The organism is Actinokineospora sp. UV203 (assembly GCF_056323665.1).
On record NZ_CM150484.1, the window covers coordinates 4,598,494 to 4,613,041 of the forward strand.

A 14,548-nucleotide genomic window follows, 5' to 3' on the forward strand; every position below is an offset into this window, starting at 1 on the left:
TCAGGTCAGCTCAAGTCGCGGTCCAGCCACCGTCGACCGGGACCGAGGCCCCGGTCAGGTGGCCGGCGTGCGGTCCGCAGAGCCAGCACACGAGTTCGGCCACGTCCTCGGGTTCGATCAGCCGCTTGACCGGGACGCGGTCCAGCAGCACCCGCTCGACGACCTCGTCGGCGCCGATCCCGTGTTCGCGGGCCTGGGCGTCGATCTGGTTTTGCACCAGCGGGGTCCGGACGTAGCCGGGGCTGACGCAGTTGCTGGTCACGCCGTGCGGGGCGCCCTCGATGGCGGCGACCTTCGAGAGGCCCTCCAGCCCGTGCTTGGCCGCGACGTAGGCGGACTTGAACGCGCTGGCCCGCAGGCCGTGGACGCTGGAGATGTTGACGATCCGGCCCCAGCCGCGGGCGTACATGTGCGGCAGGGACCGGCGGATCAGCAGGAACGGCGCGGTCACCATGACCCGTTGGATCAGGTCGAACCGCTCCGGCGGGAACTCGTGCAGGGCGGCCACGTGCTGCAGCCCGGCGTTGTTGACCAGGACGTCGACGTCGGTCGGCAGGGTGTCGAGGGCGTCGGGGTCGGAAAGGTCCACCCCGTGTGCCCAGCCGCCGACCTCGGCGGCCACCAGTTCGGCGCCCGGCAGGTCCCGGTCGACGACGTGCACCTTCGCGCCCGCCGCCGCCAGCACCCGCGCGCACGCCCGGCCGATCCCGCTCGCCCCGCCGGTGACCAGCGTGGAGCGACCATCGAGGGTGTGAAGGGGATCACTGCTCATGGGTGCCGACGTTAGGTTCGGCGGGCGGGGCGAACCATGTGCGAGCAGGCCACAAAGCAGCACGTTCGGGTGTCTGATCAAGCTATGCGGACACGGGCATGCCACTTTGCGTAGGCTGACGACGTGATTTGTCCGAAGTGTCAGAACCCGATGCGTACGGTGGATCGTCTCGGCATCCACATCGACCAGTGCGACAGCTGCCGCGGGATCTTCCTGGACCGCGGCGAGCTCGAGCAGATCGTCGGTGCCGAGCAGCGATTCACGACGGCCGCGGCTCCGCCGCCTTACCAGGGTGCGCCTGCTCCGCATGTGCCACCCGCACAGCACTACCCGCCGCCCGTGCAGCAGCACGGCGGTTACCGGGACTCGCCTCCCGGCTACCGTGACTCGCCCCCCGGATACGGCCACGCGGGCTACGGCGGCCACGGCAGCCACGGCGGTCACTACAAGAAGAAGCGCAAGAGCTTCCTCGAAGAGCTCTTCGACTGAACCCGATGATCTGCGCGGCCTGCGGTGAGTGGGCCGACGCACCCGCGGTCGAAGACTCCGTCCTCGTCTGTGCGCGATGTGGGCATCGGGAGCCGTTCCGACGGCTCCCGATGTTCGTCGTGACCGGACCCAGCGGGACGGGAAAGTCGACGGTCTGCCGGGGTCTGACGAAACTGCTCAGCGACCGCGCGGTCGTGCTCGAGCAGGACCTCCTGTGGGTCGGCGCCCTCCATGAGCCCGACGACGACTACGCCTCCTTCCGGCGAATCTGGCTGCGCATGGCGGCCACCATCCACCAGAGCGGTCGCCCGGTCGTCCTCTGCGGAACTGTGGCACCCCCACAACTGGAACGCCGCCCGGAACGCGTCCTGTTCTCGGAGATCCACTATCTGTCACTGGTAGCCGACGACGACGTGTTGAGCAAACGCTTGCGCGTCCGCCCGTCCTGGCGCGGCTGGGACAACGAGCAACGCATCACCGACATGCTCGGCTTCAACACCTGGATCAAGAAGAACGCCGCCACCACATCCCCGCCGATGGACCTCCTGGACACGACAACCGCCACCGTCGAGGAGACCACCCAGGCCGTCGCAGACTGGCTCCTGGCCCGCCTTCCCTGACGGGGTTATCCACAGTTGTCCACAGCCCCACCCACTGGCTGCACAGCCAAAGTCCTTGGTTGCCCACAGCTTCCGCCCGGTTGTCAACATCACTTCCGAGGTTATCCACAGTTCCGAGCTGGTTATCCACACCCCTCGCGCACCCCTCCTTCCACCCCCTCACCGCCGATAGACTGGCCAGGGGCAGCCCCCCAGTGGTGGGTGACAGGTTGGGCCTGCTCGTCGGAGACGTGGCTGTCGAAGAGGTCCGGCAAAGTGAGCCAGTGCCGGACTGGCTCGCACGCCGACTTGTCCACTCCGCCGGGATTCCGGCGGAGCGGGTCGCCGCTCTCGATCTCGAACAGGCCGTCGACCTCTGGGAAACATTCATGACATCACCCCGCGACTGACCCGGCCGACAGACGTCAAGGCCCCGGTTCGATTTCTCGAACCGGGGCCTCGCCGTCGGGGGATTACTTGGTGGTCTTCGTGGTGGTCGAAGCCGTCGTGGTCTTGCGGACAGCGGGCTTGCGGGCCGGGGCCGTCTTGTTCGCCACGCGGCGGGTGGTGCTACGGACCTCCGAAGCGGCCTCGTCACCGGCCTCCTCGATGGCCCCCGCGACGTCGGCGGCGACCTTCTGGGTGCGCACGGCGGTCTTCTCGCCGACCGAGCGGGTCTTGCGGGTCACCTTGGCCAGGATGTCCTCGGCCAGCGTGCGGGCGTCGCCCGCGGCCTCGCCCGCTCGCTGCTGGGCGGCCTCGATGGCCTCCTCGAGCTGCTCGACGACCTTCTTGACCTGCGGCTGCGCCTTGAGCTTGTCCAGCGCGTCCTCGCCCTGGTCGGCCAGCTTCTGGTACAGCTTCACCGCGGCCTCGGTGTATTCGTCGACCAGCTTGCGCAGCTCGGCCGGGTCCAGCTTCTCGCGCAGGCCCGACAGCTCGGTCGGGAGGTCGGCGGCGGCGGTCTTGGTGGACTCGGCACGCACCTTGGCCTTGTTCACCGCGTCGGCGACGGCCTTGGCGGCCAGGTCACCGGCGCCCAGGGCGGCCAGCAGCGGGGTGCGGACCTGCTCGACGGCGGTGTTCACCGCGGCGGCGGCCTGCTCGCCTGCCTTGCGGACGTCAGTGCTCTTGGTCATGCGGATTCACTCCTTGAAGGTGGGGTCCGTTTAAGGGTTTCGTCGTCCACATCAGACCCCTCCACTGTGGACTGGTTGGCGTTCTCGCGCCGGAAAGACTCATAGATGTCAAGCAGGACTTGCTTCTGCCGCTCGGTCAGCTCGTCGGCTGCCCGCACGGCGTCGACCACGGGGCCGCCCGCCGGGAGGTCGAGGATCCCCGCCTGGACGTAGAGCGCTTCGGCGGAAATCCGAAGCCCCTTGGCTATCTGCTGCAAGATCTCGGCACTGGGCTTGCGCAGACCACGTTCGATCTGGCTGAGGTACGGGTTGGACACACCAGCGAGCTTCGAGAGCTGGCGCAGCGAGATCTTCGCCGAGTTGCGCTGGTGCTTGATGTACTCACCGATGTCGCGTCCGAGGTCAGCGACCTTGTCGATCGCCCTCGCCTCGCCGGTTCCGACCTCGTCCATCCAGCCTCCTTGTGACAGTTCCGACGCTACGCGCTACCGCTAGCAGTTGCAAGCACTCTGCTTGCAACTGGTCCGTGCGGTCTGTCACAACTACTGGTTACCCAACCAGCGCGAAGCGCTAACAGACATGTGTGTGGTGGAGCGGACGGTTTCGCACGTAGGCTGGGCACGTGCCGGAGACCGCTTTCTGGATCTTGCGAGTCATCGACTGGGCCGCCGTACCCGTCGGTGTGTTCGCGCTCGTCCACGCGCTGATGCAGCGGCCGGACGCCTATTCCGCCGCCGACCGCATGACCAAGATGGCCTGGGTCGGTATCACGGCCGCGTCCACTGTCGCACTGCTGCTGTTCAGCTTCGCGGGCAGAGGCTGGATCTTCTGGATGGCGGGCCTGGTCGCCGCGCTCGTCTACCTGGTGGACGTGCGCCCGAAGCTGATCGAGGTCCAGCGCGGCCCACGCTGGTGATCCGCCGGGCCTACGGGTCCGGTGACCCGGTCACCCTGGTCGTCCCCGGCCTCGGCGCCACCGCCGGCGAGGCGCGCATCCCGGCGTCCGGCCTGCCCGGCACCCGAATCGTGCTGACGCTGCCCGGCCACGCCGACGCCCCCGATCCGCCCGCCGACTACTGGCACTACCCGACGCTGGCCAAGGCCATCGGCCAGACCGACGCAGCCCAGACCGAAGCGTCCCAGGCCGTCGGTGTCTCGCTCGGCGCCGCCGCGCTGTCCGCGCTGGTCAGCACCGAGCCCGACCGCTTCGACCGACTCGTCTTGATGTTTCCCGCCGCCCTGTCGCGCCCCCGGACCAACGCGCACCTGGTCGAGGCGATGGCCGCCGCCGTCGACACCGGCGACCGCGCCGGCCTGCGCGACCTGCTGGGCGTCCTCCCCGGCGCGGGCTCCTACCTCGAAGACCGCGCCGACGCCCTCATGCGCCTGGGCCCCGCCCTGCACGCCGTCGCGTCGCAGGTCCCCGTGCCGGACCCGGAAGCGTTGCGGCAGGTCCGGGCCGATGTCCTGGTCATCGCCGCCGAGGACGACCCGCTGCATCCGCTCGAAGTCGCCCACGAAGCCGCCGAGGCCTTCCCGAACGCCCGACTCGAGGTGCTGCCGTCGGCGTATCCGCTGGTCACGCACCGCAAGAAGATCCGCGCGCTGCTGATCGGCTTCCTAGGTGATCAGCACCAGTAGCGTTCCCACCGCGATGGCCGCCCCGACCAGCAGCGTCGCGCAGCCGCCGAGGACGACCCGCTGAGCCGTCCGCGCCCGCAGCGTCAGGAAGATCGCCAGCCCCACCGTCAGCACCGTGATCGCCATGAAGGCGACCGCCCCCGAGTACGGCCACCCGCGCATCGTGGGCGCGAAGAGCGCGACCAGGAAGCACACCACCCCGGCCGCCGCGAACAGCACGGCGGAGGCGATCAGGACCAGCACTTTGGCGGTTCCCGTGCGATCGGTCACGCCTCAAGATCTTAGGCGGTTTCCTCCGGCATCAGGATCCAGCAGGCCAGGTAGATCAGCGCGCCGGTGCCGAAGCCGAGGATCGTCGCCACGACGAGACCGATCCGCACCAGCGCGGCGTCGATCCCGAGCGTCTTCGCGATACCGCCACACACGCCGGCGACCATCTTGTCGGTCCGGCTGCGGCGCAGCGTGCGGGTGGTCTTGGTGTCTCCATCGCTGTAGTTCGTCATACCTCAAGGTTGCTTGACCGCGGCCGCCCGGACATCGGGGAACGACCCTGGTTTTCGTCTCGGGGTCGTCCCCGGGTGCCCGCGCGGATACTGTGGCTGGATGGAGCAGCCGCGTGACGTCGCCGCCGCGCTCGACGCTGTCGGCTATCTGGCCGACGAGGGTGTGGCCACCGCCGCGTTCCTCGCCATGCGGATGGGCCGCCCGCTGTTCTGCGAAGGCGAGCCCGGGACCGGCAAGACGTCGCTGGCCACCGCGCTCGCCGAGGCGCTGGGGGTCGAGCTGATCCGCCTGCAGTGCCACGAGGGCATCGACGCCACCCAAGCCCTCTACGACTGGGACTTCCCCCGTCAGCTCCTGCACCTGCGCGCCCTGGAGGCCGCGTCCCCCGGTCGGCTGGACCCCGACGAAGCGGAGAAGTCGCTGTACAGCCGCCGTTTCCTGCTCGCGAGGCCGTTGCTGCGGGCGCTGGAGCAAGCGCCGTGCGTGCTCCTGGTGGACGAGGTCGACCGGGCCGACGACGAGTTCGAGGCGTTCCTGCTGGAGGTCCTCAGCGAGAACGCGGTCACCATCCCGGAGCTCGGCGAGATCCGCGCTTCCGTTGCGCCCCTGGTGATCCTCACCTCCAACCGCACCCGCGAGGTGCACGACGCGCTCAAGCGGCGGTGCCTCTACCACTGGCTGGAGCACCCGGATCTGGCGCGCGAGGTCGCCATCCTGCGTCGCCGGGTGCCGGGCATCGGCGAGCGTCTGTCCACACAGGTCGCTTCGGCGGTGCGGAAACTGCGGTCCGCGGAGCTGCTGAAGCCGCCCGGTGTGGCGGAGTCGATCGACTGGGCGCAGGCGCTGCTCGCGCTGAACCGCACGGAACTCGACGCCGCGAGCGCGGCCGTCACCCTCGGCGCGGTCCTCAAGTACCGCGAGGACGCCGACCGGGTCGTCGCATCGGGACTCGACGCGCTGCTCTCGTCCTAAATCGCTCGCGTTCACCGCACCCGCCGGCGCACCATAGACCCAGGCCAGCCCGGACGACGAGTGGCGGCGTCGAATGGGATGTGGAGCGGAGCCGCTCGGTGAGGCGGCTCCGCTACTTACTTGGCAGCGGCGGCAAAATGGTGTCGAACAGCCATCGGGCGAACAGTTCGGTGAGTGGCCACGGCGTGTGCCGCTGGGCCATCGTGGTGAACGCCTCGGTGGTTACGACGCCGTGTTGGTGGGTGGACGTCCACTCGCGCAGCAGCGCGAAGAAAGCGCCGTCCCCCAAGCGAATCCGCAACGCGTGCAACGCCATGGCGCCGCGCAGGTAGACCTGGTCATCGAAGATCTTCTGCATACCGGGATCGGCGAGCCGCAGATCTTGTGGCTGGGCAACGACTTCACGCCAAGACCGGCGTGCGTGGGTGTCGGCGCTGTCGCCGCCGGACACTTCCGACCACAGCCATTCCGCGTAGGTCGCGAAGCCCTCGTTGAGCCAAATGTGCCGCCACTCGGCGACCGTGAGGCTGTTGCCGAACCACTGGTGCGCCAACTCATGGGCCACCAGGTTCTCCGACCCGCGCCTGCCGTCGACATGGTTCGAGCCGAAGATCGACAGCGCCTGCGCCTCCACCGGCGCGTCCAGCTCCGCGTCCACGATCACCACGCCGTAGCGGTCGAACGGGTACGGGCCGAACATCTCGCTGAACTCCGCCAGCATCCTCGGCTGCCTGCCGAAGTCGTACTGGAACGGCACCATCAGCCGCGCGGGCACCGCCGCGTGCACGGTCCCGGCGCCACTGAGCACGTACCGTCCGATTTGGACACTGATCAGGTACGCCGAAGTCGGCTGGGCCAGCCGGTATACCCAGGTGGTCGTCGACGCCGACGTCCGCCGCGACTCCAGCACCCCGTTCGCCACCACCTGGTACGGCGACGCCACGGTCACCGCGATCCGGTACGTGGCCTTGTCACTGGGCTGGTCGTTACACGGGAACCACGACGGCGACCCGATCGGCTGGCTCGCCACGATCACCCCGTCGTCGAGGTAGTCCCAGCCCAACTCGCCCCACACCGTCGGGACCGGCTCGGGCGAGCCGACATAGCGGACCTCCACCGCCACCGGGCTCAGCGCGGGCAGCGGCCGTACGGGCGTGATGTGCAGCTTCGTCCCGCGCTGGGCGTAGCGGGCCGCCTTGCCCGCGACGGTCACCCGGGTGACCCGCAGCTTGCCGAAGTCGAGGCTGAACCGGCTCAGCGCGTGCGTCGGCGCCAGCGTCAGCCGGGCCGACCCGTCCAGCCTGCCGGGACCGACCCGGTAGTCCAGCGTGAGGTCGTAGTGGGTGACCCGGTAGCCGCCGTTGCCGTGCTGCGGGAGGTAGGCGTCGGCGGACGTGGTGGCGCCGGGCTCCCCGGCGCGAGCCGGATCAGCCTTGGCGCTCATGCGGCCACCTCACAGGTTCGGTGGCTCCACTCGCGAAGGCACTGTGTCAATGATTCGCTCGCAAGCTCGCTCACTAGCCCCATTCAACAGCAGCCGGGCCACGCCGCGATCGGGTTGCCCAGCCAGCGGCTGCCGTCGGGCACCGACTCACCCCGCATGACCAGCGACGCGGGGCCCACGGTGGCCTGGTCTCCGATCGACGCGCCGGGCAGGACAATGCCGTGCGGGCCGAGCGTGCCGCCGTCGCCGACGGTCACCGCGGACATGCTCATGATCCGGTCGTGGAACAGGTGGGTCTGCAGCACGCAGCCCCGGTTGACCGTGGCCCCGTCGCCGATGCGGACCAGGTCGTACTCGGGCAGCCAGTACGTCTCGACCCACGCGCCGCGCCCGACCTTGGCGCCCAGCCCGCGCAGCCAGATGTTCAGCAGCGGCGTGCCCTGCGCGGACGTGGCGAACCACGGCACCGCGAGCATCTCCACGAACGTGTCCGCCAGCTCGTCGCGCCACACGAACCCGCTCCACAGCGGACGCTCGATCGCCGTGAACCGGCCCACGAGGACCCACTTCGCCACCACCGCGACGGCACACGCGGCGATCCCGGCGCCGAAGAGCAGCACCCCGCTCAGCGCCAGGGCCACGCCGAATCCGGCCGCCGCGGCGAGCGCCTCGAACCCGGCCGCCACCAGCACCGCGAGCGCCAGCGACGCCATCACCGGCACGATCCGGCACAGCTCGACCAGCCCCCGAGCGATTTTCAACCGCGTCGGCGGGTCGAAGGTCGTGCTCTCGTCGCCCGTCTCGACCGTGCGCGGCAGCTTCATCGGCGGCATACCCAGGTACGACGAGCCCGCCTTCGCCTTCTTCGGCGTCGACGACAGCACGCCGACCAGCCCGCGCTTCGGCACCTTGCGACCGGGCGCGGTCATGCCGGAGTTGCCCAGGAACGCCCGCTTCCCGACCCGCGCGTGCGCGATCCGCAGCCAGCCGCCGCCGAGCTCATAGGACCCGATCATGGTGTCGTCGGCCAGGAACGCGCCGTCGTCGACCGTGGTCAGGCTGGGCAGCGCCAGCACCGTGGACGCCTCGACGCCACGGCCGACCTTCATGCCCAGCGCACGCAGCCAGACCGGGGTCAGCTGGCTCGCGTAGAGCGGATAGAGCCCGACCCGCGCGATCCCCATCAGCCGCTCGGTCGCCCAGGCCTGCCACGCGATCCGGCTGTGCACCGGGTGACGGCCTTCGCGCAGGCCGATGCTCAGCGCCCGCACCGACGCCAGGATCAGCAGTGCGTACGCCACCAGCCAGGACACCGTCGCGGGGGCGACCGCGAGCAGCGCCTGCCCCAGCGCCGCGCCGAGGGTGGCGGTGCCGGACACGAACGAGCCGAAGATCAGCAGCGCGGGGACTGCGGCGATCACCGGCAGCAGGCTCAGCGCGAACGACGCCACCGCGTACGCCGCGACCCAGCGCTTGCGCCGCGGCGGGCGGGTCGCGCGATGCGACGCCTTGCCCGTGCGACTCGCCGGCGACCCGGACCACTGCTGGCCCGTCGGCACCGACCCCTGGACACCGGAACCGGGCGCCACCTCGGCGCGCTTGCCGATCCGAGCGCCGGGGAACAGCGTGCTGCGTGCGCCCACGGTCGCGTCCGCGTCGACCCGGATGCGGCCGATGTGCAGGACGTCGCCGTCGAGCCAGTGGCCGGACAGGTCGACCTCCGGCTCGATCGCCGCGCCCCGGCCGAGCTTGAGCAGACCGGTGACGGGCGGCAGCGAGTGCAGGTCGACGTCCTCACCGATACGTGCGCCTAGAGCCCGCGCGTAGTGCGTCATCCAAGGCGCACCCGCCAGGTTGGTCGCGCCGCTCAGCTCGACCATCCGCTCGGCCGCCCACAGCCGAAGGTGCACGCTGCCCCCGCGCGGATAGCGGCCAGGCCGCACACCACGCAGCAAGGTTCGCGCTGTACCCGCCGCGATCGCCATCCGGCCCCATGGGCTCAGGAAGACCAGCCACCCCGCGAAGACCAGCCACCACGACACGGTGGGCGCCCAGGGGAGCTGGATCAGGTTGTTCAATGCGGCGAGCGTGACCACCCAGCGCGCGCCGACGACCGACAGCATCGGGATCGTCGCGAGAACCTGGATCACCTGCGCTTTGCGCGGTGTCGGCGCCACGACCCGCTCATTGCGGACGCTGCCCGCGGTGGCGTCGATCAGCTTCGCGAGCGCGGACAGCCTCGAGTGCTGGTAGATGTCGGACACCGAGATGGTCGGGTACGTCTCCCGAATCCGGGACACGAGTTGAGCGGCGGAGAGGCTGCCGCCGCCGTGGGCGAAGAAGTCCGCGTCCGGGTCGCCGATGCCGATGCCCAGCAGCTCGGCCCACAGCCCGGCGAGCCAGGCCTGGGTGGGTGACATCGCCTCCAGGTCGACCGCGGTGGTGTCGAGCGCCGGGAGCGGCCAGGGCAGCGCGGCCCGGTCGACCTTGCCGGACGTGCGCGTGGGCAGCGTGTCGACCTTCGCGAGCAACGGCACGAGGGCGGCGGGCAGCGCGCTGCGCAGCCGCTCCACCGCGGCGCTCTGGTCGAACTCCTCGCCCGTCACGACGTAGCCGACGAGCAGTTGGTTACCGGCCTTCGTGGTGCGCACGGCGGACGCGGCGCCTGCGACCCCGGGCAGCGCCTGCAGCGCGGCGTCGACCTCGCCCAGCTCGATGCGCCTGCCGCCGAGCTTGATCTGCTCGTCGGCCCGGCCGAGGAACAGCAGACCCTCCGGCTCGGCCTTGACCAAGTCGCCGCTGCGGTACGCGCGCGACCAGGACAGTGCGGGCAGCGGTGCGAACTTCTCCTGGTCTTTGACCGGGTCGAGGTAGCGGGCCAGGCCCGCGCCGCCGATGACCAGCTCGCCGGACCCGCCCATCGGCACCAGTCCGCCGTCGGCGTCGACCACGGCCAGCTCCCAGCCGTCGAGCGGCAGCCCGATCCGCACGGGGCCCTCGCCCGTCATCCGCGCGCCGCAGGCCACCACGGTCGCCTCGGTCGGGCCGTAGGTGTTCCAGACTTCGCGACCCGGCACGGCGAGACGCTCGGCCAGCTCGGGCGGGCAGGCCTCGCCGCCGAAGATCAGCAGCCGGACGTCGTCGAGCGCGTCGGACGGCCAGAGCGCGGCCAGCGTGGGGACCGTGGACACCACGGTGATCTCCTGCTCGACGAGCCACGGGCCCAGGTCGACGCCGGTGCGCACGAGCGCGCGGGGCGCCGCGACCAGGCAGGCGCCGTTGCGCCAGGCCAGCCACATCTCCTCGCAGGAGGCGTCGAATGCGACGGACAATCCGGCCAGCACCCGGTCGTCCGGACCGATCGGCTCGTCGGGCAGGAACAGGTCGGCCTCGGCGTCGACGAACGCGGCGGCCGAGCGGTGGCCGACCGCGACGCCCTTCGGCTTCCCGGTCGACCCCGAGGTGAAGATGATCCAGGCGTCGTCGTCGGGCGACGGCGTGCCGAGGTGGCCCAGCGGTGTCCCGCGCGGGGTCAGGGCGCGGCCCTCGCCGAGCACGGCGGCGACATCGGCCTCGGTGAAGACCAGGTCGGCGCGCTCTTGCGGGTCGTCGAAGTCGACCGGGACGTAGGCGGCCCCCGCGGCGAGGACGCCCAGGATCGAGACGTACAGGTCGACGGAGCCGGACGGGACACGCACGCCGACCCGGTCGCCGAGGCCGATGCCCGCGTCGTTGAGCGAGCGGCGCAGTGTGTCGACCTGCGCGAGCAACTCGCGGTAGGTCAGGACTGTGGCGCCGTCGTCGAGCGCGGGGGCGTCCGGGTGCAGGGCGGCGGTGGCGTCGAGGATGTCGACGAGGGTGCGGGGCGCGCTCTCGGGTCCCGCGCGAAACACGGCCAGCCCGCGGACGGCGGCGTCGGCGAGCAGGTCCGTCGGGTAGTGCAGGGGTGGGGAGTGGTCGGCCAGCGTCATTTCTCGCACCGCTTGGTCGGACGCATCTTCCACCTTTCACCGAGGCTGTGACCTGGGTACTTTACGCGCGGTGACCATCTTTCGGCGCGTTCTTAGCCCCTTGGCGTGGCGGGTTTCACACGGTCATGTCAACGATTTAGTACTCGGGTTCTGATATCGGATCCCGATTTCACTGCTGATCCTTGTGCTGCTGCGGCAGATCACCAAAAAGTCGGATTTCGATATCGAGACACGATATCGTGAGCCGATGGATGTGGTCCGGGACTTCAAGAACGGCGCGCTGCGGCTGCGCGTGCTCCAGTACGCCGCAAACGACGAGGTGCACGGCGCCTGGCTGACCGCCGAACTGACCAACCACGGCTACCGGGTCTCACCCGGCACGCTCTATCCGCTGCTGCACCGAATGCAGGAAGCGGGCCTGCTGAAGTCGCGCGGCGAGACCGCCGACGGCAGGCGGGTGCGGCTCTACCGGACCACCAAGCGCGGCAAGAAGGTGCTCGCGGACTGCCGCGACGTCCTCACCGGTCTCGTCGCCGAGGTCGCCTGAGGCGCAGACTGGGTGGGTGGACCCACTCCCTGGGCTGGTCGGCTTCGCCGCCACGGTGCGCGAGGCCGGTGTGGCCTGCGGTCCAGGACGGGTCCGGGCCTACCTCGACGCGGTCGCCGAGATCGACGCCGCGCAGGTCAGGCAGCTCTATTGGGCGGGCCGGGTCACCCTGTGCGGCGAGCCGGACGACCTCACGCGCTACGACGCCGCGTTCCATGCCTGGTTCACCGGGGCCACCCCACGCCCGCGCTCACCGGGCCCACCCGCGATCCAACGCAGCCGTCTAAGTCCGCTGGGTGATCTAGGAGCGGGCTCCTCCTCGGAGGTCAGCGACGTCGACCGCACGGCGAGCGACACCGAGGTCCTGCGCCACCGCGACGTGTCCGAACTGACCGCCGCCGAACGCGCCCACCTGCGCGAACTCATCGCCCTGCTGCGGCCTGACCCGCCGCTGCGCCGGGCGCTGCGCTGGCGGCCCGACCGGCGCGGCCCGATCGACAGCCACCGCACGCTTCGCGCGATGCGGGCCGCCGGCGGGGAGACCGTCCGCCTCGCCCGCAAACGCAGGCGCAGCCGCCCGCGCCGGATTGTCCTGCTGATCGACGTCTCCGGTTCGATGTCGCCCTACGCCGACGCGCTGCTGCGCTTCGCCCACGCGATGGCCCGGCGATCCCCGGTGGAGGTCTTCACCCTCGGCACCCGCCTGACCCGGCTGACCAGGCAACTCCGCCAGCGCGACCCCGAATTCGCCCTGGCCGCGGCGGCTCGTGCGGTGCCGGACTTCGCCGGCGGGACCCGCCTCGGCGAGACCCTCCGAGCGTTCCTGGACCGCTGGGGACAGCGCGGTGTCGCCCGTCAGGCCGTCGTCGTCCTGTTCTCCGATGGATGGGAGCGCGGGGACCCGCGGCTGCTCGGCGAGCAGATGGCGCGCCTGGGCAGGCTCGCGCACCGGGTGTTCTGGGTGAACCCGCACGCGGGCGCGGACATGTACCAGCCGGTGCAGTCCGGGATCGCCGTCGCGCTGCCCCATGTCCACCGATTGCTCGCGGGACATAGCCTGGCCACATTGGACCGTCTGCTCCAGGAGGTGCGCCGTGCGTGACGTGCTCGACGAGGTCATGCGTCGCTACGAGGCGGGCGAGGCGGTGGCGGTCGGCACCGTGGTGGCCACGTTCTCTTCCGCGCCCCGGTCGGCAGGCGCGTCGATGCTGGTCGCGGCGGACGGCACGGTGACCGGCAGCGTGTCCGGCGGGTGCGTCGAGGGCGCGGTCTACGAGGTCGGCCGCGAGGTGCTGGAGACCGGGCAGCCGGTGCTGCAGCGCTACGGGGTCAGCGACGACGACGCCTTCGCGGTCGGGCTGACCTGCGGCGGGATCATCGACATCTACGTCGAGCGGATCGACCGCGACAGCTTCCCGGAGCTGTCCGCGCTGGCCGAATCCGTCCACGCCGAGGTGCCCGTCGCGGTCGCGACCGTGGTCGCCCACCCGACTCTCGTTGGCGCGCGGATCGTCATCTGGCCGGATCGCGTAGCGGGTTCCACCGGGTCCGCGCGTATCGACGACGCCATCGCCGACGACGCGCGCGGGCTGCTCGCCAGTGGCCGCAGCGGCACGCTGGTCTACGGCACCGACGGCGAACGGCGTGGCGAGGGCCTGTCGGTGTTCGTGAACTCCTTCGAGCCGCCGCCACGCATGCTCGTCTTCGGCGCGATCGACTTCGCCGCCGCGATGGCCCGGCTCGGCACGTACCTCGGCTACCGCGTGACCGTCTGCGACGCCCGCCCGGTCTTCGCCACGACGACCCGGTTCCCGGGCGCGCACGAGGTCGTCGTCGACTGGCCGCACCGCTATCTCGCCGCCGAACTGGCGGCGGGACGGGTCGACTCGCGGACCGTCGTCACGGTGCTGACCCACGATCCGAAGTTCGATGTGCCGGTCTTGGAAGTCGCTCTCCGGGGCAAGCTCGCCTACGTCGGCGCCATGGGCTCCCGCCGCACCCACGACGACCGGATGAGCCGGCTCCGCGAAGCAGGCCTGACCGAGAGCGAACTGTCCGCACTGTCCTCCCCGATCGGCCTGGACCTGGGCGCCCGCACCCCGGAGGAGACCGCCGTCTCAATCGCGGCGGAGATCATCGCGCTGCGGTGGGGCAGGCAGGGACAGCGGCTCGCCGAGCTTTCCGGCCGCATCCACTAGGACTAGTCCGCCTCCCCGGAATTTTGATCCTGGTCACCTGTCGTGTGACCAGTACGGATCGTGGGTCGCCGTGGTCGGGTGGCGTCCTTAGGTGGCGGTCGGATGGTCCTCGATCTTTTAGCCCGCCGACTCGATGCGGTGACGCCGGCCCGGAGTTGTCCACAGGCGATGCCGGTGGGGTTGTGAGGCCGGCCGAAGAGGGGCACGCTCGGATGTGAGCCCAGTCACGAGCACATGGGTTCGGTCCGTTCACCGCCAGCCCGGCCCCAGCG

The 14,548-nt window shown here is 70.6% G+C and carries 15 protein-coding genes; 8 read left to right on the top strand and 7 right to left on the bottom strand.

The window, feature by feature from the left end:
* Positions 1-10: 10 nt before the first annotated feature.
* Positions 11-772 (bottom strand): 3-hydroxybutyrate dehydrogenase, encoded by a 762-nt coding sequence (locus ACUZ2Y_RS22000; protein ID WP_476321778.1) that lies wholly within the window; start codon positions 770-772, stop codon positions 11-13.
* A gap of 123 nt (positions 773-895) precedes the next feature.
* Between ACUZ2Y_RS22000 and ACUZ2Y_RS22005 the strand changes: the two genes are divergently transcribed.
* Positions 896-1,261 (top strand): TFIIB-type zinc ribbon-containing protein, encoded by a 366-nt coding sequence (locus ACUZ2Y_RS22005; RefSeq protein ID WP_476321780.1) that lies wholly within the window; start codon positions 896-898, stop codon positions 1,259-1,261.
* Between the two features lie 110 nt (positions 1,262-1,371).
* The gene (locus tag ACUZ2Y_RS22010; RefSeq protein ID WP_476321782.1) at positions 1,372-1,881 is read left to right on the top strand and encodes a P-loop nucleotide/nucleoside kinase family protein; all 510 of its coding nucleotides are present in this window, start codon (positions 1,372-1,374) and stop codon (positions 1,879-1,881) included.
* A gap of 452 nt (positions 1,882-2,333) precedes the next feature.
* Here the strand turns inward: ACUZ2Y_RS22010 and ACUZ2Y_RS22015 are convergent, their stop codons facing one another.
* Together ACUZ2Y_RS22015 and ACUZ2Y_RS22020 are read right to left on the bottom strand one after the other, a co-directional pair.
* Positions 2,334-2,999: a hypothetical protein gene (locus tag ACUZ2Y_RS22015; protein ID WP_476321784.1), complete on the bottom strand. Its 666-nt coding sequence runs from the start codon at positions 2,997-2,999 to the stop codon at positions 2,334-2,336.
* Positions 2,996-3,451, bottom strand: a complete 456-nt coding sequence (locus ACUZ2Y_RS22020) for a helix-turn-helix domain-containing protein (RefSeq protein ID WP_476321786.1) — start codon at positions 3,449-3,451, stop codon at positions 2,996-2,998. Before ACUZ2Y_RS22020 ends, ACUZ2Y_RS22015 begins: the two co-directional genes overlap by 4 nt.
* 170 nt (positions 3,452-3,621) lie before the next feature.
* Between ACUZ2Y_RS22020 and ACUZ2Y_RS22025 the strand changes: the two genes are divergently transcribed.
* Together ACUZ2Y_RS22025 and ACUZ2Y_RS22030 are read left to right on the top strand one after the other, a co-directional pair.
* Positions 3,622-3,915 (top strand): DUF2516 family protein, encoded by a 294-nt coding sequence (locus ACUZ2Y_RS22025; protein WP_476321788.1) that lies wholly within the window; start codon positions 3,622-3,624, stop codon positions 3,913-3,915.
* Positions 3,912-4,640 carry an alpha/beta fold hydrolase gene (locus ACUZ2Y_RS22030; protein ID WP_476321790.1) on the top strand — a complete coding sequence of 243 codons (729 nt, stop codon included), beginning with the start codon at positions 3,912-3,914 and terminating at the stop codon, positions 4,638-4,640. Before ACUZ2Y_RS22025 ends, ACUZ2Y_RS22030 begins: the two co-directional genes overlap by 4 nt.
* On the opposite strand, the gene ACUZ2Y_RS22035 is transcribed toward ACUZ2Y_RS22030, so the two are convergent.
* Both ACUZ2Y_RS22035 and ACUZ2Y_RS22040 read right to left on the bottom strand, forming a co-directional pair.
* Positions 4,620-4,910 (bottom strand): hypothetical protein, encoded by a 291-nt coding sequence (locus ACUZ2Y_RS22035; protein WP_476321792.1) that lies wholly within the window; start codon positions 4,908-4,910, stop codon positions 4,620-4,622. The two genes, ACUZ2Y_RS22030 and ACUZ2Y_RS22035, sit on opposite strands and share 21 nt — an antisense overlap.
* Positions 4,911-4,921: 11 nt before the next feature.
* The gene (locus tag ACUZ2Y_RS22040; protein ID WP_476321794.1) at positions 4,922-5,143 is read right to left on the bottom strand and encodes a PspC domain-containing protein; all 222 of its coding nucleotides are present in this window, start codon (positions 5,141-5,143) and stop codon (positions 4,922-4,924) included.
* A 100-nt stretch (positions 5,144-5,243) separates the two neighbouring features.
* Between ACUZ2Y_RS22040 and ACUZ2Y_RS22045 the strand changes: the two genes are divergently transcribed.
* Positions 5,244-6,116, top strand: coding sequence for an AAA family ATPase (locus ACUZ2Y_RS22045; protein WP_476321796.1), 873 nt, complete (start codon positions 5,244-5,246; stop codon positions 6,114-6,116).
* Between the two features lie 112 nt (positions 6,117-6,228).
* Here the strand turns inward: ACUZ2Y_RS22045 and ACUZ2Y_RS22050 are convergent, their stop codons facing one another.
* Both ACUZ2Y_RS22050 and ACUZ2Y_RS22055 read right to left on the bottom strand, forming a co-directional pair.
* A complete protein-coding gene (locus tag ACUZ2Y_RS22050) occupies positions 6,229-7,560 on the bottom strand; it encodes a M1 family metallopeptidase (protein WP_476321798.1) in 1,332 nt (443 codons plus the stop codon).
* Between the two features lie 83 nt (positions 7,561-7,643).
* Positions 7,644-11,531, bottom strand: coding sequence for a Pls/PosA family non-ribosomal peptide synthetase (locus ACUZ2Y_RS22055; RefSeq protein WP_476321800.1), 3,888 nt, complete (start codon positions 11,529-11,531; stop codon positions 7,644-7,646).
* 247 nt (positions 11,532-11,778) lie between these two features.
* Between ACUZ2Y_RS22055 and ACUZ2Y_RS22060 the strand changes: the two genes are divergently transcribed.
* The 3 genes from ACUZ2Y_RS22060 to ACUZ2Y_RS22070 are packed head-to-tail and all read left to right on the top strand — an operon-like array spanning position 11,779 to position 14,276.
* A complete protein-coding gene (locus ACUZ2Y_RS22060) occupies positions 11,779-12,078 on the top strand; it encodes a PadR family transcriptional regulator (RefSeq protein WP_476321802.1) in 300 nt (99 codons plus the stop codon).
* 16 nt (positions 12,079-12,094) lie between these two features.
* Positions 12,095-13,180: a vWA domain-containing protein gene (locus ACUZ2Y_RS22065; protein ID WP_476321804.1), complete on the top strand. Its 1,086-nt coding sequence runs from the start codon at positions 12,095-12,097 to the stop codon at positions 13,178-13,180.
* Positions 13,173-14,276, top strand: coding sequence for an XdhC family protein (locus tag ACUZ2Y_RS22070; RefSeq protein ID WP_476321806.1), 1,104 nt, complete (start codon positions 13,173-13,175; stop codon positions 14,274-14,276). The genes ACUZ2Y_RS22065 and ACUZ2Y_RS22070 overlap by 8 nt, the downstream gene beginning before the upstream one ends.
* The last annotated feature ends 272 nt before the right edge of the window (positions 14,277-14,548 follow it).